Below are 23,963 nucleotides of genomic sequence, written 5' to 3'. Positions count from 1 at the left end.
GGCCCCTTTTTCATGCCCGAATCTTTGGCGGCGGGGGCCGCAATCGCAATTTTCTTTCCTTCTCGAAATTTTACCGTTTGATAAAATTTCGACTTGTGGCACGCTGATCTCAGGAAACAGGAGAACAGGGAGAGGCCATGACCAGCCCGCAGACACCCGGCATCACGTCCGGGCGCCTCAGCCAGGAGCAATTGGCGCAGAATTTCGAAGACCTTCACGCCCCCTACGACGGGCATGAGGCGGCGGTGGCGGCAGATCGTTGCTATTTTTGCCATGACGCGCCCTGCGTGACCGCCTGCCCCACCGACATCGATATCCCGTTGTTCATCCGGCAGATCTCGACCGGCATGTCCGAGGCGGCGGCGCGGACGATATTCGAGCAGAACATCCTTGGCGGCATGTGTGCGCGGGTCTGCCCGACAGAGACGCTGTGCGAAGAGGTCTGTGTGCGTGAGACCGCCGAGGGCAAACCGGTCGAGATTGGCCGCTTGCAGCGCTATGCCACCGACAGCCTGATGGCGCGGCAGGGGCATCCCTTTGCCCGCGCCGAGGCGACGGGCAAGCGGGTGGCGGTTGTGGGGGCTGGCCCGGCGGGTCTGGCCTGCGCGCACCGGCTGGCCATGAAAGGCCATGAGGTTGTGATCTACGAGGCCAAGCCCAAGCCCGGCGGCCTGAACGAATACGGCATTGCCACCTACAAGACGGTCGATGACTTCGCCGCGCGTGAGGTCGAATGGCTGCTGGGCATTGGCGGTATCACCATCGAATACCAGCGGTCGCTGGGGGCCGAGGTGACGCTGGACGGTCTGCGTGAAAATTTCGACGCGGTGTTCCTTGGCATTGGCTTGGGCGGGGTGAACCTGCTGGAGATCGACGGCGGCGAACTGGCCGGGGTCGCGGACGCGGTGAGTTTTATCTCTGCCCTGCGGCAGGCCGAGGATAAGGCGGCGGTGCCGGTGGGCCGCAACGTGGTGGTGATCGGCGGCGGCATGACGGCTGTGGACGCGGCTGTGCAGGCCAAACTGTTGGGTGCCCAGACCGTGACGCTGGCCTATCGGCGGTCGCAGGCCGAAATGCCTGCCAGCCGGTTCGAGCAGGATCTGGCGGCCTCCAAAGGCGTGCATCTGCTGTGCGACGTGATGCCCGTGGCAATGCACGGCGACGACGCGGTTTCCGAGATCGAGCTGGAATACACCGAGGTTGTGGACGGTCGGGTGACCGGCACCGGCGCGACGCTGCGCCTGCCCGCCGATCAGGTGTTCCGCGCGATTGGGCAAACGCTGGCCCCGGCAGACGGGCTGGATCAGGAACGCCGCAAGATCAAGGTATCAGACACCGGGCGCACGTCGATGGACGGGGTCTGGGCCGGGGGCGATTGCACACCCGGCGAAGACCTGACCGTGGTCGCCGTCGCCGAAGGGCGCGATGCGGCTGAGGATATTCATGCGGCACTGACCGGAGCGGCGGGGTAAACCCCGCCCTACAGGGAGACATGTAAATGGCTGATCTCACATCTGACTTTCTGGGTATCAAAAGCCCGAACCCCTTTTGGCTGGCCTCTGCGCCGCCGACCGACAAGGAATACAACGTCCGCCGCGCCTTTGAGGCCGGATGGGGCGGTGTGGTCTGGAAGACGCTGGGCGAAGAAGGGCCACCCGTCGTCAACGTTAACGGGCCACGGTACGGCGCGGTCTACGGAGCCGACCGGCGTTTGCTGGGCCTGAACAACATCGAGTTGATCACCGACCGACCGCTGGAGGTCAACCTTGAGGAAATGGCGCGGGTCAAGGCCGATTACCCCGACCGCGCGCTGATCGCCTCTATCATGGTGCCCTGCGAAGAGGCGGCGTGGAAGGCAATCCTGCCCCGCGTGGCAGAGACCAATGCCGACGGGATCGAGCTGAACTTTGGCTGTCCGCACGGCATGTCAGAGCGCGGCATGGGCGCGGCGGTGGGTCAGGTGCCAGAATACATCGAGATGGTGACCCGCTGGTGCAAGCAGTACTATGACCGGCCCGTCATCGTGAAACTGACGCCCAACATCACCGATGTGCGCAAACCTGCCGCAGCGGCGAAAAACGGCGGCGCGGATGCGGTGTCTTTGATCAACACCATCAACTCGATCACCTCTGTCGATCTGGACAGCTTTGCGCCGGAGCCGACCATTGACGGCAAAGGCTCTCATGGCGGCTATTGCGGGCCGGCGGTCAAGCCCATCGCCCTGTCGATGGTGTCCGAGATCGCGCGCGATCCAGCCACGGCGGGCTTGCCGATTTCCGGCATTGGCGGCGTGACCACATGGCGCGACGCGGCAGAGTTCATGGCGCTGGGCTGTGGCAACGTGCAGGTCTGCACCGCCGCGATGACCTATGGCTTCAAGATCGTCGAAGAGATGAAGCGCGGGCTGTCGCAGTGGATGGACGAAAAGGGTTATCGCTCGACCTCTGATTTCATCGGTCGTGCGGTGCCGAATGTCACCGACTGGCAGTATCTGAACCTGAACTATGTCACTAAGGCGCGGATCGATCAGGATGCCTGCATCAAGTGCGGACGCTGTTATGCGGCCTGCGAAGATACCAGCCATCAAGCGATCTGGATGAAAGAAGGCCGGGTGTTCGAGGTGAACGACGCGGAATGTGTGGCCTGCAACCTCTGCGTCGATGTCTGCCCGGTTGAGGACTGCATCACGATGGAGCGGATGGAAGGCGGCGCGGTCGACCCGCGCACCGGCAAGACCGTGTCGGACGACTATGCCAATTGGACGACGCACCCCAACAACCCGATGGCCAAGGCGGCGGAATAAAACCGGTGGGCGCGGCGCTGCGGTGCCGCGCTCACCCTGCAACACCGATCGGGGTGTCAGACCGCGATGATCTTGCCATCCACAGGGTCAGGTCTGCCGGGCCAACTCGTATGGACTTGCTCTACCGGCCCTGTTCCACCCCGGACAGTCGGGACAATGCCCGAGGCAGAGGATACATCTTGGCCCTTCTCAACATCACGCGTTGGCCGACGATCCTGATCTTTCTTTTTGCCGGGATCGCGGCGGCCACCTTTGCCTTTGTGACCGTCAATTTGTTTTCCCAAGCCATGGCCAGTCTGGATTTTCTCAAGGTCTTCGGCTGGGAGGCGATCCGGCACGGGGCGCTTCGTCAAGTGGCGGAACTGGCGATTTGGGGCGCGCTGTCGCTGTCCTGCTGGCTGTTGTTCAAGGTCTGCGAACATGTTCTGGAGGACCGATATCTGGATTGGGCGCGCAGGTCGCGCACATCCCGCAGGGACACCAATCGCTAAGGCGTCAGCAAGCGCCGGAACAACAGGTCCAGATGCTGTTCCGCCCCCGGAAACGGATCATCGTCGTTCAGAACCGCGCGCACCTGCACGTCGAAATCGGCGTAGTGCTGGGTCAGCGACCAGACTGAGAACAGCAGGTGATGCGGGTCGACCGGGGCCATGCGGCCCGCCGCGATCCAGCCTTTGATCACCGTGGCCAGCGTGTTGACGAGGTCGCGCAACTCGCCCTCAAGGGCGGGCATAATGCGCGGCGCGCCCTGCACGATCTCATTGGCGAACAGGCGGCTTTCGCGCGGAAAATCCCGTGACATCTGTAGCTTACGCCCGACGTAAGCCAAGATTTCCTCGACCGGCTCGCCTTTGGGATCAATGGCTTGCAGCGGGTCGAGCCATGTTGCCAGCAGGTCGCGCAACAGCGCCTCGTAGATCGCCTCCTTGGAGGGGTAGTAGTACAGCAGGTTAGGTTTCGAGAGGCCCGCCTCGGTGGCGATTCGGTCCAGCGTGGCGCCGCGAAACCCGGCTTCCGAAAACACCGTCAGCCCAGCCTCAAGGATCTGCTGCCGCTTGGCGCGCTGGATGCGGGTTTGCGGGGCGGTGTCGCCCTCTTGCAGGAATGCTGATTTTTCCGTCATGGGTGCCGCCGCTTGCCTCTTTTCAACGCATCTGCCGGAATTGGCGGCAGGACGCTTGACTGACTACGCTCCTCTGGTAGCGTTCTTTTGACCGATTGGTCAAATCGGAATGCACCCGCGCGAGACGGGTTAGGACGGGGAGTTACGCCATGGCCGGACCAGCTGCAAACATGACTATCAACGCCGACCGGCTGTGGGACAGCCTGATGGAGATGGCCAAGATAGGCCCCGGCGTCGCCGGCGGCAACAACCGCCAGACGCTGACCGATGAGGACGCCGAGGGGCGCGCGCTGTTTCAGAGATGGTGTGAGGATGCCGGGTGCACCATGGGGCTGGACACCATGGGCAATATGTTCGCGCGGCGCGAGGGGACGGACCCCGAGGCGCTGCCGGTCTATGTCGGCTCTCACCTTGATACGCAGCCCACGGGCGGAAAATATGACGGCGTGCTGGGCGTGCTGGGCGGGCTGGAGATCATCCGATCGCTGAACGATCTGGGGATCAAGACCAAGCACCCCATCGTGGTCACCAACTGGACCAATGAGGAAGGCACCCGGTATGCGCCGGCGATGCTGTCCTCGGGGGTCTTTGCCGGGATGCACACGCAGGACTGGGCCTATGCGCGTGAGGATGCCGAGGGCAAGACGTTCGGCGACGAACTGGCGCGGATCGGTTGGAAGGGGGACGAAGAGGTGGGCGCACGCAAGATGCACGCCTTCTTTGAGCTGCACATCGAACAGGGGCCAATTCTGGAGGCCGAAAGCGTGGACATCGGCGTTGTCACCCACGGACAGGGTCTGTCGTGGACGCAGGTGACGGTGACGGGCAAGGACGCGCACACCGGCTCGACGCCCATGCCAATGCGGCGGAATGCCGGTCTGGGCATGGCGCGCATTCTGGAAAAGGTCGAAGAAATCGCGCTGAGCCATGCGCCCCATGCGGTGGGCGCGGCAGGGCATATCGACGTCTACCCGAACTCGCGCAACGTGATCCCCGGCAAGGTGGTGTTCACGGTGGATTTCCGGTCACCCGAACTGGCGGTGATCAAGGACATGGAGGCGCGGCTGAAGGTGGCGGCGGAAGAGATTTGTCGCGACATGGAACTGTCGGTCGAGTTCGAAAAGGTCGGCGGGTTCGATCCGGTGGATTTCGATGAGGGCTGTGTGACGGCGATCCGCAATGCCGCTGAACGGTTGGGATACACGCATCGCAATATCATCTCCGGCGCGGGGCACGATGCCTGCTGGATCAACCGGGTGGCCCCGACGGCGATGGTGATGTGCCCCTGCGTGGACGGGCTGTCGCACAACGAGGCCGAGGAGATCAGCAAGGACTGGGCCAAGGCCGGGGCGGATGTGTTGTTCCACGCGGTGGTGGAGACGGCGGGGATTGAGGGGTGACTGCAATCTCAACCGAGCACTCAAGTTCAATCAATGCATTGGAGTTTGCTGCTTGGGCTGTCGGCGAGATCAACTCCAACATCAAGCGTGCGCAACTGGCAGAATTCGTCGTTGGTAAGGCGCTGGGCTGTTTGGAACGCTATCACGAAGAATGGAACGCCTTTGACCTTGAGTATCGAAAACAGCGTATTGAAGTGAAGTCTAGCGGGTACGGAACGCCTCCGTTCTATCCGACAAAACTCCCGCCCAAACCAAAGTTCGACATCAAAGCTAGACGCTGGGCTTGGTCCAATAAAAATCAGGAATTTCTAGGCAAAGGCGAACCTACGCGGTTTTCTGATGTCTATGTGTTCGCCGCGACAATTGGAACCACGCGCGAAACATTCCATCCGTTCGACACGCTCGGTTGGGAATTCTACGTCGCAAGCACGGAGCAATTGGACAAGTTGTTCCCGAACCAAAAAACTGTTTCGGCATCCGCACTTGAAAGCATCTTCGGCAAGACGAATTTTGTCACGCTAAGAGCCGTTGTAGACAAAGCAATCGGGGAGACAAACGAATGACCACAGTCATCAAGAACGGCACAATCGTCACGGCAGATCTCAGCTGGAAGGCCGATGTCCTTGTCGACGGCGGCAAGATCGTCGAGATCGGCGATAATCTGAGCGGCGACAAAGAGTTGGACGCCACCGGCTGTTACGTCATGCCGGGCGGGATCGACCCGCATACGCATCTGGAAATGCCCTTTATGGGCACCTATTCCAGCGATGATTTCGACAGCGGCACCCGCGCGGCGTTGGCGGGCGGCACGACGATGGTGGTGGATTTCGCCCTGCCCTCTCCCGGTCAGGGGCTGCTGGACGCGCTGCAGATGTGGGACAACAAATCCACCCGCGCGCATTGCGACTACAGCTTTCACATGGCGGTGACGTGGTGGGGCGAGCAGGTCTTTGACGAGATGAAGACCGTGATCGAGGATCGCGGCATCACCACCTTCAAGCACTTCATGGCCTACAAGGGCGCGCTGATGGTGCAGGACGATGAGATGTTCGCCAGCTTTCAGCGCATCGGGGAACTGGGCGGGATCGCCATGGTCCACGCCGAGAATGGCGATGTGGTCGCCGATCTTCAGGCGCGGCTGTTGGCCGAGGGCAACACCGGCCCGGAGGCGCACGCCTATTCCCGCCCCCCGCAGGTCGAGGGGGAGGCCGCCAACCGCGCCATCATGATCGCCGACATGGCGGGTGTGCCGCTGTATATCGTGCATGTGTCCTGCGAAGAGGCGCATGAGGCGATCCGGCGCGCGCGCCAGCAGGGCAAGCGCGTCTGGGGCGAGCCGTTGATCCAGCACCTGACACTGGATGACAGCGAATATGCCCATCCCGATTGGGACCACGCGGCGCGTCGCGTGATGTCGCCCCCCTTTCGCAATGCCAAACATCAGGACAGCCTGTGGGCTGGCTTGCAGGCCGGGTCGCTAAGCGTCGTCGCCACCGACCACTGCGCCTTTACCACCGAGCAGAAACGCTATGGCGTGGGCGATTTCACCAAGATTCCGAATGGCACCGGGGGCCTTGAGGACCGGATGCCGATGCTGTGGACGCACGGGGTGGAGACGGGTCGGCTGACGAAAGAGGAATTTGTCGCCGTCACCTCGACCAATATCGCCAAGGTGCTGAATTGCTACCCGCGCAAGGGCGCGATCCGGGTTGGATCGGACGCCGATATCGTGGTCTGGGACCCGGCAAAGACCAAGACGATTGCCGCCGCGTCGCAGGTTTCGGCCATTGATTACAACGTGTTCGAGGGCAAAGAGGTCAAAGGCCTGCCGCGCTATACACTGACACGCGGGCAAGTTGCGGTGACCGATGGTGTGCTGACCTCTGAAGAAGGACACGGCAAGTTTGTCGAGCGCAAGGGCGGCACGCCGACCAACACGGCGCTGAGCACTTGGAAGGAACTGACAGCGCCGCGCCCGGTGAAACGCAGCGGCATTCCGGCGAGCGGGGTGTAGCGTTGGCGCGTCTCGGGGACAGCGGGTCAGGGGATGAGCGGCGCCTTGGGGCGCCCACATGAGCGCGCCCGCCCTCTCTGGCGTCCTTGAGGCGGCCATCTATGTCGATGATCTCGACGCGACAGAAGCGTTTTACGGCGGCCTTTTGGGGCTGGAACGGATCGTCCGCGTCGACGGGCGGCACGTGTTCTTTCGCTGTGGCACAACTGTCGTGCTGGCCTTTGTCGCTGAAGCGACAGCGCATCCGCCTGCCCCGGATGCCTTGCCCGTGCCAACGCATGGTGCCAAAGGCCCCGGACATATCTGTTTCGCCGCACCGGATAAGGGGATGGACGCGCTTGCGGCCCACCTGACCGCCGCCGGTGTCGACATCGAAAGCGATTTTCGCTGGCCGCACGGTCCGCGATCCCTCTACGTCCGCGATCCCGCTGGAAACAGCGTTGAATTCGCGGACCCCGCCCTTTGGAGCCTAGACGTATGACAGCAAGCCCGGTGATCCAGGCCAGCCACCTTGACCTGACATTCCAGACCGCCGATGGGCCGGTCCATGCGCTGAAAGATGTCTCACTGGACATCGAAAAGGGCAGTTTTGTCAGCTTTATCGGCCCGTCGGGCTGCGGCAAGACCACCTTTCTGCGGTGTATCGCGGCGTTGGAGCATCCGACGGGTGGCAGTCTGACCGTCAACGGGATGACGCCTGATGAGGCGCGGCGCGCGCGGGCCTATGGCTACGTGTTTCAGGCGGCGGGGCTGTATCCATGGCGCACCATCGGGCGCAATATCGCGCTGCCGCTGGAGATCATGGGGTTTTCCAAGGCGGAACAGCGTGACCGCATCAAGCGGGTTTTGGACCTTGTCGAACTGTCGGGTTTCGAGAAAAAGTTCCCTTGGCAACTGTCTGGCGGGATGCAGCAGCGGGCGTCGATCGCACGCGCACTGGCGTTTGATGCCGATATCCTGCTGATGGATGAACCGTTCGGCGCGCTGGATGAGATCGTGCGGGACCGTCTGAACGAGGAACTGCTAAAGCTCTGGGCCAAGACAGAAAAGACCATCGGCTTTGTCACCCACTCGATCCCCGAGGCGGTGTATCTGTCGACGCATATCGTGGTGATGTCGCCCCGGCCGGGGCGGATCACGGATGTGATCAAGTCGCCGCTGCCCAAAGAACGCCCCTTGGACATTCGCGACACGCCAGAGTTCATCGAGGTCGCGCACCGGGTCCGCGAAGGGCTGCGCGCGGGGTACGAGGAATGAGCGCGGGCTTTCTGACTTGGCTTGGCGGAGCGATGGCGATCTTTCTGGCCGCAAGCGCGGCAATGCGGTCTTATGTGGACAACCAGCGGCTTTTACTGCTTGGGCTGGCCTTGGTCCTGTATACGCTGGGCAACCTGATGATGGTGCGCCTGATGCGTGAGGGCGGCATGGCGGTGGCAATCTCTGTCTCGGCGGTTCTACAACTGGTTTTGGCGGCGCTTGTGGCCTTTATGTTTTTTGGCGAACGCCCCCTGCCCCTGCAAATGGCGGGGATTGTCCTTGGTGTCGTCGCGGTGACGCTGATCCTAGTGGCCCCCAACGTCGGAGGCGCACGATGACACGGTTTATCCCTCCGGTTCTGGGTATGGTGCTGGCTCTGATCGCGCTGTGGTATGTCGCCGTGGTGCCGATGAACGTGAAAGAAGTACTGACCGCCGCCGAACGCGCGGGTGTTCAGATATCGCCCCCTTCGGCGGTTGAGCGGCGCGATATGGGCAACTGGGCGCTTGTTTTGCGCAATACACACGCGCTTGGCGATAGCTGGAGCTCGGACCGGCCAAAACTACCCGCGCCGCATCAGGTGCTGGTGGAGCTTTACGACTCGACCATTGATGAGGAACTGAACGGGCGGCGCGGGATCGTGCGGTCAGGGACCTTGTCCAACCGGTCGCTGGTGTACCACGCCATCGTGACGCTGAACGCGACCTTTCTGGGGTTTGTGATCGGCACAGTGCTGGGCGTCGGCTTGGCCGTCGGGATCGTGCACAGCCGCGTCATGGATATGAGCGTGATGCCTTGGGCGATTGTCAGCCAGACCATCCCGATTGTGGCGCTGGCGCCGATGATTATCGTGGTGCTGTATTCGATCGGGGTGCAGGGGCTGATCCCCAAGGCGGTGATTTCGGCCTATCTGTCGTTTTTTCCGGTGGTCGTGGGCATGGTCAAGGGGCTGCGGTCCCCGGATGCCATGCAGATGGACCTGATGCGCACCTATAGCGCGCCAACCTCCGCCGTGCTGTGGAAGCTGCGGCTGCCCGCGTCGATCCCCTATCTGTTTGCCTCGCTCAAGATCGCCATCGCGGCGAGCCTTGTGGGGGCCATCGTCGGCGAACTGCCCGTGCAAAAGGGCGGCCTTGGCGCGCGGATGCTGGCGGGCAGCTATTACGGTCAGACCGCACAGATCTGGGCGGCGTTGCTGGTGGCGGCGGGTCTGGCGGCGGTGCTGGTCTGGGCGACGGGCTGGATGGAGCGGCGGACCCTGCGCAAGATGGGGGCCAAGCCATGACCCTTGTGGCGTTTGCGGTCCTTCTCTGGGCCGTCGGATTTGGTGTGAACGTGATGCTGGCGAATGGCCCCGCGCGGGAAACAGGCGCGGTGCGCCTTGCAGTGCCGCTGATCTTTGGCGCGACGGTGCTGGGCATGTGGGAACTGGTGGTGCGCGGGATGCAGGTGCCGACGGTGATCCTGCCGCCGCCCTCTTTGATTGCGGCCAGCTTTGCCGGGAACCTGTCGACCCTCTGGGGGGATTTCACCCAAACGATCCTGAAAGGCGCGCTGTCGGGCTATATCATCGGCTGCGGTGCGGCATTCCTTACCGCGCTCATGGTGGACCGGTCCGATTATCTGCGCCGGGGGCTGCTGCCGCTGGGCAACTTCATGGCCGCGCTTCCGATTGTCGGGACCGCACCGATCCTTGTGATGTGGTTCGGCTTTGGCTGGCAGAGCAAAGCAGCGGTCGTCGTCCTGATGGTCTATTTCCCGATGCTGGTGAACACGGTCGCGGGCCTGTCGGAAACATCCGCCATGCAGCGCGACCTGATGCGCACCTACGCGGCCACATGGGGGCAGTCCCTGTGGACATTGCGCCTGCCCGCCGCGCTGCCCTTCATCTTTAACGGGCTCAAGATTTCCTCGACGCTGGCGCTGATCGGGGCCATCGTTGCCGAGTTCTTTGGCAGTCCGACGCAGGGGTTGGGGTTTCGCATCTCGACCAGCATCGGACAGCTTGACCTTGGCATGGTTTGGTCGGCCATCCTTGTGTCGGCGCTGTCGGGGACGGCGTTCTACGGCCTTGTGGCCCTTGCCGAACGCCGCATGACATTCTGGCACGCCTCTTTCCGAGGCGGGCGATAACCGGACCGGGAAAACCGGCCAAAGAGACTAGGCACCAAGGAGGTACTGAAAAGATGAAACACACATGGATCGCCGCCGTCGCGGCATTGGGGATGGCATCCCCGGCACTGGCCGCTGACGAGGTCAAGTTGCAACTGAAATGGGTCACGCAGGCGCAGTTCGCGGGCTACTACGTGGCGCTGGAAAACGGCTATTACGAAGAGGCCGATCTGGACGTGACCGTCATGCCCGGCGGCCCGGACATTGCCCCGACGCAGGTGATCGCCGGGGGCGGTGCCGACGTGGTGGTGGAATGGATGCCCGCCGCCCTGTCCGCGCGGGAAAACGGCCTGCCGCTGGTGAACATCGCGCAGCCGTTCAAATCCTCGGGCATGATGCTGACCTGCTGGAAAGACGCGGGCATTGCGGAACCGGCCGATCTGGACAACCGCACGCTGGGGGTCTGGTTCTTTGGCAACGAGTTCCCCTTCCTGTCGTGGATGAGCAGCCTTGACATCAAGACCGACGGCAAGATGGAGGGCTCTGTCGAGGTGCTGAAACAGGGGTTCAACGTCGACCCGCTGTTGCAGCGTCAGGCCGATTGCATTTCGACCATGACCTATAACGAATACTGGCAGGTGATCGACGCGGGCGTGGACGCCGGTGAACTGGTGACCTTCAAGTATCAGGATCAGGGCGTAGCGACGATGGAGGATGGCCTCTACGTTTTGGAGGAAAACCTCGACGATCCGGCCTTTGTGGACAAAATGACCCGCTTTGTCGCCGCCTCGATGAAGGGCTGGAAATGGGCCGAGGAAAACCCCGAGGACGCGGCGATGATCGTCCTGGATTACGATGAAACCGGCGCACAGACCGAGGCGCATCAGATCCGCATGATGGGCGAAGTGGCCAAGCTGACCGCAGGATCAAATGGCGCTCTGGACCCGGCGGATTACCAGCGCACGGTGGATACGCTGCTGGCCGGTGGATCGGACCCGGTGATCACCAAGCAGCCCGAGGGTGCATGGACACACGTGATCTCTGACGCGGCGCTGAACTGAGCCAATTGAACTGACCGGCGCGAGGCCCTTTGCGAGGCCTCGCGTCTTTTTGACCGGAGCGCGGGTCAACCGCCTTTGACGCCCGCCACGTTCACGTACAAAGCATAGACAGACTGCGCGGCGGCCATGAAAACCCGGCTGTTGGCGCGCCCGCCAAAGCACAGGTTCGCACAGCGTTCCGGCAAGGCAATGCGGCCGATGGGCCTGCCATCCGACGCAAAGACCATGACCCCGTCCAGTTCCGGATCGCCCATACCCCAGCCGCACCACAGGTTGCCCTCAACATCACAGCGCATCCCGTCCGGCGTGCCCGGTCCGGCGTCGATTTGTATACGTTTGTTCGACAGAGTGCGCCCATCGCTGCCGACATCGTAGGCAAGGATCTTGCGCGTCGGAACGCCTCGGGACTCGACGATATACAGGATGCTTTCATCCGGTGAAAAACACAGGCCGTTGGGGCCAAGCACATCGTCGGCAACAACAATTGCCTCACCGGTGTCCGGGTTCAGGCAATAGACGTTCTGGTTCAGTTCCGACTCTGACCTGTAGCCCTCATAGTTGCCCGAGATTCCGAACACCGGGTCCGAGAACCAGATCGAGCCGTCGGATTTGACGATGATGTCATTGGGCGAGTTCAGGGGTTTGTCGTCAAAGCTGTCCATCAGGACGGTGATCGTGCCGTCATACTCCGTCCGGGTGATGCGCCGACCGCCATGTTCGCAAGAGATCAGGCGGCCTTGACGGTCCCGCGTGTGGCCATTGGCGAAATTGGACGGGGCGCGGAATGGGCTGACCTGTCCGGTTTCTTCGTCCCAACGCATGATGCGATTGTTGGGGATATCGCTCCACAACAGGTGGCGGGCGTCGCCGAACCAGACCGGCCCTTCGGCCCAGCGCATGCCGGTGGCCAGCCGTTCGACCCCCGCCAGAGGCAGGCAGTATTTGTCAAAGGCGGGGTCCAGCGATTGCACCGCCGGGTCGGGGTAGCGGGTTGTCGGGGTCCAGCCGTTCGGGAAAAGGTCGTTGTTGCTCACCTGTTATCTCCTGTTGCTGCTGCGCATCGCGGCGCGGAAGTAAGTGGTTACAAAGCTGACCGCTTGTTCAGGGCGATCCCTTGCCCCGCCTGCGTTGGCCGTTCGAGGGTTTCATGCACGGTCAACACCTGCGCGAGTCGTTCGGCCACTTGCGGCTGCCACCCCTCGGCGCGGCGCGCATTGAGGTTGAAGCCAAGGACTTTGACCTCATTAGTGGCGCTGACAGTGCCATCCGCGTCCAGCACCCGGTGGAACAGGATCAGACGTTTGGCGTCCACGTCCAGCAGTTGGGTTTCGATGCGGAATGCATCGCCCTCGGCCAGTTCGCCAGTATAGGTGACGTGGTTTTCGACGATGGCGTATTCATGCCCCTGCCGCGCCTCGATGGTCTGGACCGGCGCGTTGATCCAGTTCCAGAAAGCCCAGTTCGCCTGATCGCAGATGGTCAGGTAATGCGCCATGTTGAGGTGATGGAACTCGTCCACCCAATCGGGCTTGACCGTGTTGCGGACCAGAACCAGCGGAGCGGCAATGTCCCCGGTCCAATCGTGCAGAAAGGTTTCCGTGACCAGCATCAGCGGCCCTTCCAGACCGGGTCACGCTTTTCCGAGAACGACGCGATGCCCTCTGCCGCGTCGTCGCTGGCGTAGATGCGGTCATAGTTCGGCAGATCGCCCGAGCGCATCTTGGCATAGGCCTCTTCTTCGCTCAGCCCGGTTGTGGCGCGGTCGATTTCCTTGATCGCCTGTAACGACAGCGGGGCGGAGGCGGCAACGCGCGTCGCCAGCGCCATCGCGGCGTCCAGCAGGTCAGCGCCCGGCACAACCGCATTCACCACACCCCAGCGGGCGAGTTCTTGGGCCGTCGCGCGGCGGCCCGTCATCATCATTTCCATCGCTATGGCGCGAGGCAACAGGCGCGGCAGGCGGATTGTCCCGCCAGAGTCGGGCACCACGCCGATGGTGGCCTCTGGCAGACCGAATTCGGCGTGGTCCGCCGCCACGATCATGTCCGCCGCCAAAGCCAGTTCGAACCCGCCGCCCAGCGCCATGCCGTTGACGGCGGCAATCACCGGCTTTTTCAGGCCCCAGAACTCTGTCAGCCCGGCAAAGCCGCCGATCCCCTGATCCGCATCCGCGGCCTCGCCCTCTGCCGCGGCCTTGAGATCCCAGCCTGCGGAAAAGAACCGCGTGCCGCCGCCGGTGATAATGCCCACCGACAGGTCGTCGTCCTCCTTCAAGGTCTGGAACGCCGCGCCCAGCGCCATACTGGTGGTGGCCGCGATGGCATTGGCCTTGGGCCGGTCCAAGGTGATCAGCAGGACGCGCCCGTGCCGCTGTGTGGTGACGTCGCTCATATCTCAACCAATCGTGCCAGATAGGCTCCGTAGCCCGATTTCCCGAACAGCCGCGTGCGTTCCGTCAGCGCGTCGGCGTCGATCCAGCCTTGTTGATAGGCGATCTCTTCGGAGCAGCCAACCGGTTGTCCCTGCCGTTCCGAAAAGGTGCGCACAAAATTCCCGGCATTCAGTAGAGAGGCATGGGTGTTCTCGGCGCATTGGGCGCATTTTGTGAAAACCATGCTCCGGCTGGGGGCCGAACGGGACCGGCCCCTATCACCTTTCCGGCACGCCGGACACCACTGGGCCGATTTCGCCCGCAATTTTTGCCCCCGCAGACCTTGGACCAAAGGTGAAGGACATCCCGCCCGGCGCCAATCCCACGCCCGCCGTCCGCCCGCTGAATCCGCGCCTGGACCACTCCAGCTTCTCCCGGACCTCTGGCTTTGCGCGCCCCGACTGGCGGTCCGGTCTCAATAACGTGTTACGGGAATTGGCGGCGTACTGATCCCGGCTTCTTCTTGGTCCAAATACCTCCGGGGGTGAATGCGCCGGAGGCGCAGAGGGGGCAGCGCCCCCTGCCCGCCCAACAAATGTGCATCTGCCTTGAATTCACGCCACGGGATAGAGTTGCTGCTTCCATGGCCGCGCGCCTCTTGCCTATAACGGAACAATGACCTCAGACGGACCATCCCCGATGACGCCGCCCGCCCAGCTAACCAGCCGTTTGCGCGCGCTCCTGATGCGCATTTACCCGGACCGCGACACCGACGCGCTGACCGCGCAGGTGATCGAGGCGTTCTGGCCCGAACTTCCCGCCGCGCGCAAACGCGCCCGCAAGCCCGGCAATACCCTATGGTCGCAAAAGGATGCGCTGCTGATCACCTATGGCGACAGCCTGATCGACGGCGTCTACAAACCGCTGGACCTGCTGCGCGACTTCCTGAGCAGCCACATGCAGGGGGTGGTGAACGGGGTCCATATCCTGCCGTTCTTCCCTTTCACCTCTGACGATGGCTTTGCCGTGACCGATTATCGCAAGGTGAACCCGACGCTGGGCGACTGGCCGGACATCAGCCGGATCGGCGCGGAATGGCATCTGATGTCGGATCTGGTGCTGAACCACGTCTCAAGCCAGGGCACATGGTTCAACGCCTACCGGCAGGGCCAGGCCCCCTTTGACGGGTTCTTTTACGAAGCCTCACCCGAGGACGACCTGTCGATGGTGGTCCGCCCCCGCACCACGCCGCTGTTGCAGGAGGTTGAGACCTCGATGGGCACGCGGCATGTCTGGTGCACCTTCAGCCACGATCAGGTCGATCTGGATTTCCGCAATCCCGAAGTACTGCTGGAGATCATCCGCATCATCCGGTTGCACGTGGACGCGGGCGTCAAGATCGTCCGGCTGGATGCGGTGGCCTTTGTCTGGAAGGAACCCGGCACGCCGTCGATCCATCTGCCCAAGACCCATGCGATTGTGCAGCTGTTGCGCGTGCTGGCGGATTTCGCGGCGGAGCCGATTGTCCTGCTGACAGAGACCAATGTCCCCAAGGCGGAGAACCTCAGCTATTTCGGCCAGTTGAATGAGGCGCACTGGATCTACAACTTTCCACTACCGCCCCTGATCCTGCACGCGATGCTGTCGGGCGATGCCAAGGCGCTGTCGAACTGGCAGCGGGCGATGCCCCCAGCCCCGCATGGCTGCGCCTATCTGAATTTCTCATCCAGCCATGACGGCATCGGGATGCGCCCCGCCGAAGGACTGCTGCCGGATGAGGAAATCGCACGGATGATCCAGACCGTGCAGGAAACCGGCGGGCTGGCCTCTATGCGGGCGCTGCCGGGGGGCGGGACGGCAGTCTATGAACTGAACACCACCTTCTTTTCGGCCATGCAGCGCACCTACAAGGGCCAGGACGGGTTGCAGGTGGACCGCTTTATCTGCTCGCAGACCATCGTGATGTCGCTGGAGGGCATCCCGGCTTTCTACATCCACGCCATGCTGGCGACCGAGAATGATCTGGAGGGCGTCGCCCGGCGCGGCATGAACCGGGCCATCAACCGGCATCGCTGGGACTATCCCGAGTTGCGGGAAAAGCTGGCCGATCCGACAAGCGATCAGGCCCGCGTGCTGGCGGCATTGTCAGAGCGGCTGCGGCTGCGGTCGAAACAGGCGGCGTTCCATCCCAACGCCACGAATTTCACCCTGATGGTGGATGACCGGGTCTTTGCCGTCTGGCGGCAGGCGCTGGACCGGAGTCAGTCGATCTTTGCCTTGCACAACGTCAGCGGCGAAACGGTGGATCTGCCGCCCCGCGCGCTGAACCTGATCGCGGATGAGGATTGGGTGGACTTGCTATCCGGTGAGACGCTGCACCCGGAAGAGGACGGCGTCACGCTTGCCCCCTATCAATGCCGGTGGATCACCAACCGAAAGTGAGGGGCACGCCTATCGGCTGACGCCTCTTTGGATATTGCTCAGCAGGACGCGGGCGCGGGCGGCGTGCGCGCCTCTGGGATACTGGCTGAGATAATTGTGCAGACCCGCCTCGCCCCGGGCGCGGCTCCAGAGTGCCGTTTCCTGAGCAGAGACGGCGGCACGGACAGGTTGTCTGTCGGGCAGCGCTGCGGCGGTGGCCTGCGGGGCCAGTGCGGCGGAGAGGTCTGCCAGCCGCGCGATCTGTTGCGCGTCGACATAGCCGGTCACTGCCGCCCCGACGCTATTCTGCCACGCGGCGATTGCCCCGCGCGTGACCGGGCCAAAGATGCCGTCGATGCCACGCGTAGGGAAGCCAAGGCGTACCAGATCGCGCTGGATGGACCGCCGCGCAGCCGGACCCAGCGCCAGCGCCGCCTCTGCCACGACCCCCTGCGCCCGGTCCGCGAAGTGCCCCTGCGGGAAGCTGTCGAGATAGGCGTGAAAGGCATCGACGCTGCCCGCCCCCTGTGCACGTTGCCAAGCCATGTCGTCCAATTGCCGCGCCCGGACCTGTGCGGCAGTTTGTTCGGCCTCGGTGGGGGGCCTGACCTCGGTATGGTCCAACACCACTAGGCTGTCAGAGAGGTGTCCGTCGATGGTCAGGTCGTAGCCTTCTGCCGCCCGTTCCAGTCGTGTGCCGGGTTGCGCCATCTCGCGGGCGGCGAACTGCGCCACCTGATCGGATGGGCCACGGATCACGGTCACGCCGTCGGGGATATCCAGCGCGCCAAGGGCGTCCTCGGCCCCGGCTTCCCCCAACACGAGGAAGGCGCGGCGCGGGCTTTGAGCCAGCACATCCAGCACGGCTGACAGCGACAGGCCCGGAGCCCCCTCTGCCTGATCGGGACCGGCAGGCCGCAGATAGATGTCGCCCGGCCCCTGCGCAAACATACCCGACAGGACAACAACCAACGGGGCCTCATCCTTGGCAATCGAGCCGACGAAGGCGTCAAAGGCCTGCGCCATAGGGGCGTGCCCGCCGTTTGCCAGCGCCTCGACCTCTTGCCCGCGCAGTCGCAATGCATGGGCCACCGCCTGCACCTCGGCGGGGCCGAAACCGGTGGTGACCTCACCGTAGCGGGCATTGCCGATGACCAGCGCGTCACCAGTGATGAACAGGGCAAATGAGGGGGTCCCAGCCAAGGCGCCCAGCAGCGCCAGTCCGGCTTTCCACATCATCACATGTCCCTCCGTGTCGTCCCGAGTCGCCTGTGCAGGCGGACAATCCGGCCCGAGCGTAGCGTCTTCCTTGGCGTACGTCGACAATGCAAGGGGGGAGCGTGGTCGCTCAGAATGTCTTGGGCGCGTACTCTTCATTGTCGGCGGCAGCCGCCGCGCGTAGTTCGCTGACAATCCCGGCATCAGCGGCGTTTACGCGGCTCCAGTTCGGGACAAAGGGCGTCTCATTCGGCTTGTCGAGGAAGATATGCCCGGCCTCCATGATGTTGTTGGCGAACAGTTCGATGGTCTTTTCCTCACGGTGACGGTCGATGGTCAGGCCGTTCATCTTGGCGTCATTGTCATAGAATTCCACCAGATCCAGCGCGACGCGGTAATACGTGGCCTTCAGCGCGCGAAAGACGTTTGGAGTAAAGACCGTGCCGTCGGCGGCCAGCTTGCGGAAGATTGCCTTGCAGATGTCCATCGACATGCGGTTGAGCCCGGTGGCGGCGTCCTCTTCGCTGACCGCCTGATGCTTGTGATCATAGGCGTCGGCGATTTCCACCTGACAGACCGAATGCCGCCCAAGATTGCGCCAGACCTCTGACAGAACGCCAATCTCCAGCCCCCAGTCGGAGGGAATGCGCAGATCGGGCAACAGCGAGGTGCGCAGCGCAAATTCCCCAGACAGCGGATAGCGGAAGGCGCGCAGGTAATCGATGTAGTCGCGGTCGCCCACCACCTTTTTCAGCGCGATCAACAGCGGTGAGACCAAGAGGCGCGTCACCCGCCCGTTCAGCTTGCCATCGCCGATGCGGGGATAGAAACCTTTCGACAATTGATAGCGAAAATTCGGGTTCACCACCGGGTAGACCAGCCGATCCAGAAGATCGCGTTTATAGGTGACGATATCGCAGTCATGCAACGCCATCACGGCAGTGTCGGCGCAGGAAATCAGGTAGCCCATGCAAGTCCACATGTTCTTGCCCTTGCCCTGCTCCTCTGGTGCCAGTCCCATCCCGGCCAGCTTGGCGTCCAGCGCCTGCATCCGGGGGCTGTCGTTCCACAGCACCACATGGTCTTGCGGCAGGCGGGAAAAGAAGTCGCGAGCGCGGCAGAACTGGGATTCATCGGCGCGGTCCAGCCCGATGATGATGCGGTGCAGGTATGTGACCTTGCTGAGTTCATCGATGATGTTGCCCATGGCCGGGCCTTCGAGTTCGGAGAACAGGCAGGGCAGGACAAGGCTGATCTTGCGGGTCTGGGCGTAGGTCTCGATCTCGTAGATCAATTCCTCCAGCGGGCGCGAGCGGAGGTTGTGAAACTGGGCGATATTGCCGTTCTGATGAAAATCCGCCATGCGAGTCAGTCCTTTGTGTGATTCAGAATGGCAAGCACCGCCTCGGCCCAGCCACTGGGGCCGGAACGTGTGGTGCGCCGGATGGTTCCCTGCGCCTCACCGGGCAGGTCGGGGATACCGGGGCCGTGGTCATTGCGCACGATAACGCCGATGTCGGCGGCCTGTAGCATGTCGGTGTCGTTGGGCGCATCGCCCAGCGCCAGCGTGCGGCGCGCGTCCAGTTCGGTAGCAATCTCTTGCAACCCGTCGGCTTTGGTCCGCCCGTGCGAAAGCGTCAGGAACCGTCCGCCAGACCGTCCGTGAAGGCCCTGTTCCGCGAGGGCGTCCAGAAAGGCCGTGCGCGCCGCGTCCGTGCCGTGCCAGAGGCCCGGCTCTGAATGCTGGCGCTGTCGGGCACGTTTTGCGGACGCCAGTGGCAGGCCGGTGATCTGCGCGACCTCGGCGTCTGTCATATCCCCAAAGCCGGTGAACGGGTCACGCAGATCGGCGGGCAAAGCGTCAAGCGCGGTGCGGATCGCGGTGTAGGGTGCGGCGTCTGCGCCCCTTGCCCCGGGACGGTAGATCCCTGCCCCGTTCTCGACGATGGCGGGCCAGTGCCCGAGGTTCAGCGCCTTGTGCAGCACGGCGACCTCGGCGGCGGTCTTGGACGTGGCGAGGATCAGCGGGATGCCCCGCGCGGCAAGCGCGTCCAGCGCCGGTTGCGCCGGGGCGTAAGAGTAATTTTCGTGATCCAGAAGGGTCCCGTCCAGATCGCTGAAGACGACAAGTTCTGTCACGCGGGATGCCGGTTTTTCATTGCCGTCACGTTATGGCTGGCCGCAGCGAGACAGGCCAGCGCAGAGACCGGGCAGAGCCGCCGCCTGCGCAAAAAATGTGCGACTGCGCGCCAATTAACCGAAACGTCCAAAAAACAGGCAGTTCAGGTCTGGCGCACAACAACGTCAACGGCTGCTTGGCCGGCCAACACTCGTCGCGCGTTGGGGATGTCATTGGACAGCGCCTTTTGCAGGGCTGCCTCTTGCGAGAAACCGTAGCCGAGCCAGCGGCTTACCAGTCGACGCTCCAGCTCCTCCTCGGGTACGTCCAGAAAAACGGTCGCGTCCCAGAGCGGCATCAGACTGTCCCAAGGCGCTTCGGCAAAACACAGGTAATTGCCTTCGGCCACAACGATTTCCGTGTCCGGGCCGATCTCTTGCGCCCCCGCGATGGCGATTTCGCGAGAGCGGTCGAAGACCGGCAGAAAAACCGATGGTTCAGACGCGACCCGGAAGAGCGTGGCCCTGAATCCATCGAAATCAAAGGTCTCTGGCGCGCCTTTGCGTGGCAGCAGGCCGCGCGGTTCCAGCAGCCGGTTGTCTAGGTGAAAGCCGTCCATCGGCATCAGCACGGCACGCGGGCCAAGGTGATCAACCAGCGCCTCTGCCAGGGTGGATTTGCCCGACCCCGGCGGGCCCGCAACGGCCAGCATAAGGCGGCGGCCCTTGGGTGTGACTTGTGCAAGCCGGTCAGAAACCTGGCGGAGGTTTGCTTCGGAAATCATCGCTCAGAACGCCTGCGCCGCCGCGACGGCGCGTTTCCAGGCAGCGTATTTCGCGCTGCGGGTATCCTCATCCATATCCGGCTCGAACCGGCGGTCCAGCGCCCATGTCTCGGCAAAGCCCGCCATGTCGGGGTACAGCCCCGCCCGCTGTCCGGCCAGCCATGCGGCCCCCATGGCAGTGGTTTCCAGCACTTCGGGCCGGTCGACCGATGCGCCGATGATGTCCGACAGGAACTGCATCGCCCAGTCCGACGCGGTCATGCCACCGTCAACCCGCAAGGTGGCGGTCGCCTTGTCGCCACCGCTGGAGGCCCCCCAGTCGGCCTGCATCGCCTCCAGCAGGTCACGGGTCTGGTAGCCCACGGATTCAAGCGCGGCGCGCGCCAGTTCCGCCGGGCCGGAATTGCGGGTCAGGCCAAAGATTGCGCCACGGCAGTCCGCGTTCCAATAGGGCGCGCCAAGGCCGGTAAAGGCGGGGACAAGGATGATGTCCTGACCCTCGTCGGCGGTTGCGGCCAAGGGCTGGGTCTCTGCGGCCTCGCGGATGATTTTCAACCCGTCACGCAGCCATTGCACCACCGCACCGGCAACAAAGATCGACCCTTCAAGCGCATAGCTGCGCTTGCCATCCAGTTGATAGGCGATTGTGGTCAAAAGTCGGTGGGTACTGGTCACCGGCGTGTCGCCGGTGTTGAGCAGGGCAAAACAGCCGGTGCCATAGGTGGACTTCATCATGCCCGGTTTGAAACAGGCCTGCCCCACGGTGGCGGCCTGCTGATCGCCCGCCACACCAAGGATCGGGATTTCGCGTCCAAAAAGATCAGCGCGGGTCATGCCGAAATCTGCGGCGCAATCCAGCACCTCTGGCAGCATGGACTTGGGGATGTTCAGCATGGCGCACATCTGCTCCGACCATTCCCCGCGATGGATGTCGAACAGCATGGTGCGGGCCGCGTTGGTGGCATCGGTGACATGGCGCGCACCGCCGGTCAGGTTCCAGATCAACCAACTGTCCACGGTGCCGAACAGCAGTTCTCCGGCCTCCGCCCGCGCGCGGGCGCCCTCGACGTTGTCAAGCAGCCACGCCAGTTTGGTGCCAGAGAAATACGGATCGAGCAGAAGGCCCGTGGCCTCTGTCACAGCGCGTTCGTGGCCCGCCTCTTTGAGCGCGCGGCACATATCGGCGGTGCGGCGATCCTGCCAGACAATCGCGTTGTGAATGGGTTTGCCCGTGGTGCGATCCCAGACCAGCGTCGTTTCGCGCTGGTTGGTGATGCCGATACCAGCCACCTCCGAGGGCCGCAGATTGGCCTTTTCCAAAGCCGCGCGGCAGGTGGCCGCCGTGGTGGCCCAGAGGTCCGATGGATCATGTTCGACCCAGCCGGATGCCGGATAATACTGGGGAAACTCTTCTTGCGCGGCACTGACGATCTTTAACCCGGCGTCAAAAACAATGGCCCGGCTTGATGTGGTGCCCTGATCAATGGCGAGAATATAGCCCATGGTCCGCTCCTCCCGATGCAGGCGCCCGGTCTTGTGCCGGGGCCTCCCGTGACTAGCCCCGCCCGCCCGCTCTGACAAGATGTTGACAGACTACGTCAGGGAACGCAGCGGCCCCCGCCCGCGTTCCATAAGGGATCACATGACGGGCGCGGCGTGCCGCCTGCCCGCAGGACGCACAAGGAGGCACCCCATGTTGCACGACCTTACAGAGCTATCTGATACGCCGCTTGAGACCCATTCTGGCCCGGCGGCCCTGCGCGAGGTGTTTTTCGACCGCGCAACAGGCCGCATCCGCCTTGTCGCCATCGAGATGACACAGGCAGCCCGCCGAACAGAGGCGCTGATCGACGCGGCGCGTCTGTCGACCCCGGTACATGAGGGCGGTGGGTGGACGCTTGCCGTGGGCGACGATGAAATCGCCGAGGCGCTGAGTTGGCCCGAGGTGCTGGAACGCGACGCCAATGACTTGTCGATCTGGCCGATGGTTGTGGCGGGGCCACTGGGCACCAGTTTCGCGCCTTTGCTGGCGCTGTCCGCGCTGCGGGCCAATATGCCGGAGTCCGACAGCGCATCGCCTGACACGCAGACTGCAAATGAACTGGTCGCGCCGCTGGAACAGGCCAGCGACTGGATCGGCGCGACGGTCTTTGGTCAGGATGCAGAGCTTGGACGGTTGACGGCGCTGCTGTTTGAGCCCGCCACCCGGACCATTCGCGGCCTGCGGTTGACGGATACACCCGAAGACGGCCCCTACGACCTTCCCTTTACCAGCTTGCGGCACCGGGCAGAGGCGGGCGGTCATCTTGTGGTCGACGCACATCGCGCCGATCTAAAGACGGTGGCCAATGCCAAGGCATGACCGGGCCAGCGGCAAAAAAAGTGGTTTGGCGGGGGAACGAAACCTTCCGCCGGGCATTGAGTAGACATAAAGGCACGAGACCTGCGGGTGCCTCCCTCCCCTCTCCCCGCCCGCATGACAACGCCCCCGTCGGTGCTCCGACGGGGGCGTTTCCTTGCGTGGATCAGGAATTGGCACCACGGCTGGCGGCACCAAAATTGGTCAGCCATCCAACACACGAAAAACGCCCGCCGCAAAACAGCGACGGGCGTCTGACAGTTCAGTATGGAGAGGATCAGTCGAGCAAAGCCGAATGCAGCGTCGACTGTGCGCCGTGCATATCAACATGAACCAGCGCGTCGTGCTGCTCCAGCACGTCATGGATCGCCACCAGCTTGGCCACATGCGAGGCCGAGGGGTGATCGACGATCATTTGAAGACGGGCACGGCCCTCCGGCGGCACCTCGGCCAATTCAAATGCCTCGACGAATTGATGCAGATCAGCGGCAAGCCCATCCCGGACCTGCGCGTTCGCGGGGGCCGTCAGCAGAGCGACAGCGAAAGTGAGTGCGATGATACGGAGCATTGTGATCCTCCTGGTCCGGTTGCGTCATTGGGCAATTTTTACCCGACCGGCCGCGCCGTCATGACGGCGACCGTGATTTCTGGTTCTACGATCTGGTAACGAGGTGCGGACTTGCCGGTCCGCCGGTCGAAACTAGCGCTTGCCGGGTGGTGGCTCACACCGGGACGGCGCCGTTGGCGTCAGAAGGCAAATCGCGTTCATGTTCGTTGCCCCCCAATCGGCCAACCTGTTTTCGACAGTGGCGCCGTACGTGCGACGCCCCAGCGGAGGGCTATGTCATGGCAGCGCGGCGTGGTGCCGCAAAACATGCCTCCTTCCGCTGTCTTCAATAGCAAAACTCCGCCAATGCGGAA

General features: G+C 63.1%; 26 protein-coding genes. 15 read left to right on the top strand and 11 right to left on the bottom strand.

Features of this window, described 5'->3' with window-relative positions; genetic code table 11:
* The first annotated feature begins 137 nt into the window (after positions 1-137).
* The 3 genes from VOI21_RS18790 (at position 138) to VOI21_RS18780 (ending at position 3,294) form a co-directional block, all read left to right on the top strand.
* A complete protein-coding gene (locus VOI21_RS18790; protein ID WP_323771496.1) occupies positions 138-1,472 on the top strand; it encodes an NAD(P)-dependent oxidoreductase in 1,335 nt (444 codons plus the stop codon).
* A gap of 26 nt (positions 1,473-1,498) precedes the next feature.
* Positions 1,499-2,803, top strand: a complete 1,305-nt coding sequence (gene preA / locus VOI21_RS18785; RefSeq protein ID WP_323771495.1) for an NAD-dependent dihydropyrimidine dehydrogenase subunit PreA — start codon at positions 1,499-1,501, stop codon at positions 2,801-2,803.
* 179 nt (positions 2,804-2,982) lie between these two features.
* Positions 2,983-3,294, top strand: a complete 312-nt coding sequence (locus VOI21_RS18780; protein WP_323771494.1) for a hypothetical protein — start codon at positions 2,983-2,985, stop codon at positions 3,292-3,294.
* On the opposite strand, the gene VOI21_RS18775 is transcribed toward VOI21_RS18780, so the two are convergent.
* Positions 3,291-3,926 (bottom strand): TetR family transcriptional regulator C-terminal domain-containing protein, encoded by a 636-nt coding sequence (locus tag VOI21_RS18775; RefSeq protein ID WP_323771493.1) that lies wholly within the window; start codon positions 3,924-3,926, stop codon positions 3,291-3,293. The two genes, VOI21_RS18780 and VOI21_RS18775, sit on opposite strands and share 4 nt — an antisense overlap.
* Before the next feature lie 149 nt (positions 3,927-4,075).
* On the opposite strand from VOI21_RS18775, the gene VOI21_RS18770 reads away from it, so the two are divergent.
* Genes VOI21_RS18770 through VOI21_RS18730 form a run of 9 tightly spaced genes read left to right on the top strand, consistent with a single transcriptional unit; the run spans position 4,076 to position 11,770 of the window.
* A complete protein-coding gene (locus VOI21_RS18770) occupies positions 4,076-5,326 on the top strand; it encodes a Zn-dependent hydrolase (protein ID WP_323771492.1) in 1,251 nt (416 codons plus the stop codon).
* Complete coding sequence (locus VOI21_RS18765) at positions 5,323-5,889, top strand: hypothetical protein (protein WP_323771491.1); 567 nt, start codon at positions 5,323-5,325, stop codon at positions 5,887-5,889. Before VOI21_RS18770 ends, VOI21_RS18765 begins: the two co-directional genes overlap by 4 nt.
* The gene (hydA, locus tag VOI21_RS18760; RefSeq protein WP_323771490.1) at positions 5,886-7,340 is read left to right on the top strand and encodes a dihydropyrimidinase; all 1,455 of its coding nucleotides are present in this window, start codon (positions 5,886-5,888) and stop codon (positions 7,338-7,340) included. The genes VOI21_RS18765 and hydA overlap by 4 nt, the downstream gene beginning before the upstream one ends.
* Before the next feature lie 58 nt (positions 7,341-7,398).
* Positions 7,399-7,821 (top strand): VOC family protein, encoded by a 423-nt coding sequence (locus VOI21_RS18755; protein WP_323771489.1) that lies wholly within the window; start codon positions 7,399-7,401, stop codon positions 7,819-7,821.
* Positions 7,818-8,597: an ABC transporter ATP-binding protein gene (locus VOI21_RS18750; RefSeq protein ID WP_323771488.1), complete on the top strand. Its 780-nt coding sequence runs from the start codon at positions 7,818-7,820 to the stop codon at positions 8,595-8,597. The genes VOI21_RS18755 and VOI21_RS18750 overlap by 4 nt, the downstream gene beginning before the upstream one ends.
* Positions 8,594-8,935: an EamA family transporter gene (locus tag VOI21_RS18745; protein ID WP_323771487.1), complete on the top strand. Its 342-nt coding sequence runs from the start codon at positions 8,594-8,596 to the stop codon at positions 8,933-8,935. The genes VOI21_RS18750 and VOI21_RS18745 overlap by 4 nt, the downstream gene beginning before the upstream one ends.
* Positions 8,932-9,882, top strand: a complete 951-nt coding sequence (locus VOI21_RS18740; protein ID WP_323771486.1) for an ABC transporter permease — start codon at positions 8,932-8,934, stop codon at positions 9,880-9,882. The genes VOI21_RS18745 and VOI21_RS18740 overlap by 4 nt, the downstream gene beginning before the upstream one ends.
* Positions 9,879-10,730 (top strand): ABC transporter permease, encoded by an 852-nt coding sequence (locus tag VOI21_RS18735; protein ID WP_323771485.1) that lies wholly within the window; start codon positions 9,879-9,881, stop codon positions 10,728-10,730. Before VOI21_RS18740 ends, VOI21_RS18735 begins: the two co-directional genes overlap by 4 nt.
* A 53-nt stretch (positions 10,731-10,783) precedes the next feature.
* Complete coding sequence (locus tag VOI21_RS18730; RefSeq protein WP_323771484.1) at positions 10,784-11,770, top strand: ABC transporter substrate-binding protein; 987 nt, start codon at positions 10,784-10,786, stop codon at positions 11,768-11,770.
* Between the two features lie 65 nt (positions 11,771-11,835).
* Here VOI21_RS18730 and VOI21_RS18725 read toward each other — a convergent pair whose 3' ends face one another.
* The 4 genes from VOI21_RS18725 to VOI21_RS18710 are packed head-to-tail and all read right to left on the bottom strand — an operon-like array spanning position 11,836 to position 14,385.
* Positions 11,836-12,804 carry an SMP-30/gluconolactonase/LRE family protein gene (locus tag VOI21_RS18725; protein ID WP_323771483.1) on the bottom strand — a complete coding sequence of 323 codons (969 nt, stop codon included), beginning with the start codon at positions 12,802-12,804 and terminating at the stop codon, positions 11,836-11,838.
* 47 nt (positions 12,805-12,851) lie between these two features.
* Complete coding sequence (locus VOI21_RS18720) at positions 12,852-13,379, bottom strand: thioesterase family protein (protein WP_323771482.1); 528 nt, start codon at positions 13,377-13,379, stop codon at positions 12,852-12,854.
* A complete protein-coding gene (locus VOI21_RS18715; protein ID WP_323771481.1) occupies positions 13,379-14,161 on the bottom strand; it encodes an enoyl-CoA hydratase-related protein in 783 nt (260 codons plus the stop codon). Before VOI21_RS18715 ends, VOI21_RS18720 begins: the two co-directional genes overlap by 1 nt.
* Complete coding sequence (locus VOI21_RS18710) at positions 14,158-14,385, bottom strand: hypothetical protein (RefSeq protein WP_323771480.1); 228 nt, start codon at positions 14,383-14,385, stop codon at positions 14,158-14,160. The genes VOI21_RS18715 and VOI21_RS18710 overlap by 4 nt, the downstream gene beginning before the upstream one ends.
* Before the next feature lie 68 nt (positions 14,386-14,453).
* On the opposite strand from VOI21_RS18710, the gene VOI21_RS24240 reads away from it, so the two are divergent.
* On the top strand, positions 14,454-14,651 hold the full coding sequence (locus VOI21_RS24240) for a sugar nucleotide-binding protein (protein ID WP_416358995.1): 198 nt from the start codon (positions 14,454-14,456) through the stop codon (positions 14,649-14,651).
* 189 nt (positions 14,652-14,840) lie between these two features.
* On the top strand, positions 14,841-16,583 hold the full coding sequence (locus VOI21_RS18705) for an alpha-amylase family glycosyl hydrolase (RefSeq protein ID WP_323771479.1): 1,743 nt from the start codon (positions 14,841-14,843) through the stop codon (positions 16,581-16,583).
* Positions 16,584-16,592: 9 nt separating this feature from the next.
* Here VOI21_RS18705 and VOI21_RS18700 read toward each other — a convergent pair whose 3' ends face one another.
* The 5 genes from VOI21_RS18700 to glpK all read right to left on the bottom strand — a co-directional run bounded on the left by VOI21_RS18700 (position 16,593) and on the right by glpK (position 22,186).
* On the bottom strand, positions 16,593-17,801 hold the full coding sequence (locus VOI21_RS18700; protein ID WP_323771478.1) for a peptidoglycan-binding domain-containing protein: 1,209 nt from the start codon (positions 17,799-17,801) through the stop codon (positions 16,593-16,595).
* A gap of 109 nt (positions 17,802-17,910) precedes the next feature.
* On the bottom strand, positions 17,911-19,143 hold the full coding sequence (locus VOI21_RS18695; RefSeq protein ID WP_323771477.1) for a glycosyl transferase: 1,233 nt from the start codon (positions 19,141-19,143) through the stop codon (positions 17,911-17,913).
* Positions 19,144-19,148: 5 nt separating this feature from the next.
* On the bottom strand, positions 19,149-19,919 hold the full coding sequence (locus VOI21_RS18690; RefSeq protein WP_323771476.1) for an HAD-IIB family hydrolase: 771 nt from the start codon (positions 19,917-19,919) through the stop codon (positions 19,149-19,151).
* A 143-nt stretch (positions 19,920-20,062) separates the two neighbouring features.
* Complete coding sequence (locus tag VOI21_RS18685) at positions 20,063-20,683, bottom strand: nucleoside triphosphate hydrolase (RefSeq protein WP_323771475.1); 621 nt, start codon at positions 20,681-20,683, stop codon at positions 20,063-20,065.
* A gap of 3 nt (positions 20,684-20,686) precedes the next feature.
* Positions 20,687-22,186: a glycerol kinase GlpK gene (gene glpK / locus VOI21_RS18680; RefSeq protein ID WP_323771474.1), complete on the bottom strand. Its 1,500-nt coding sequence runs from the start codon at positions 22,184-22,186 to the stop codon at positions 20,687-20,689.
* 190 nt (positions 22,187-22,376) lie between these two features.
* Between glpK and VOI21_RS18675 the strand changes: the two genes are divergently transcribed.
* On the top strand, positions 22,377-23,045 hold the full coding sequence (locus tag VOI21_RS18675) for a hypothetical protein (protein ID WP_323771473.1): 669 nt from the start codon (positions 22,377-22,379) through the stop codon (positions 23,043-23,045).
* Between the two features lie 274 nt (positions 23,046-23,319).
* On the opposite strand, the gene VOI21_RS18670 is transcribed toward VOI21_RS18675, so the two are convergent.
* Positions 23,320-23,610 (bottom strand): hypothetical protein, encoded by a 291-nt coding sequence (locus tag VOI21_RS18670; protein ID WP_323771472.1) that lies wholly within the window; start codon positions 23,608-23,610, stop codon positions 23,320-23,322.
* Positions 23,611-23,963: the final 353 nt, after the last annotated feature.

This window comes from Antarctobacter sp. (genome assembly GCF_034670325.1).
In the GTDB taxonomy this organism is placed as follows: Bacteria; Pseudomonadota; Alphaproteobacteria; order Rhodobacterales; family Rhodobacteraceae; genus Antarctobacter.
Note: the sequence above shows the minus strand (reverse complement) of the source record. Positions and strands in the feature narration are given on the sequence as shown.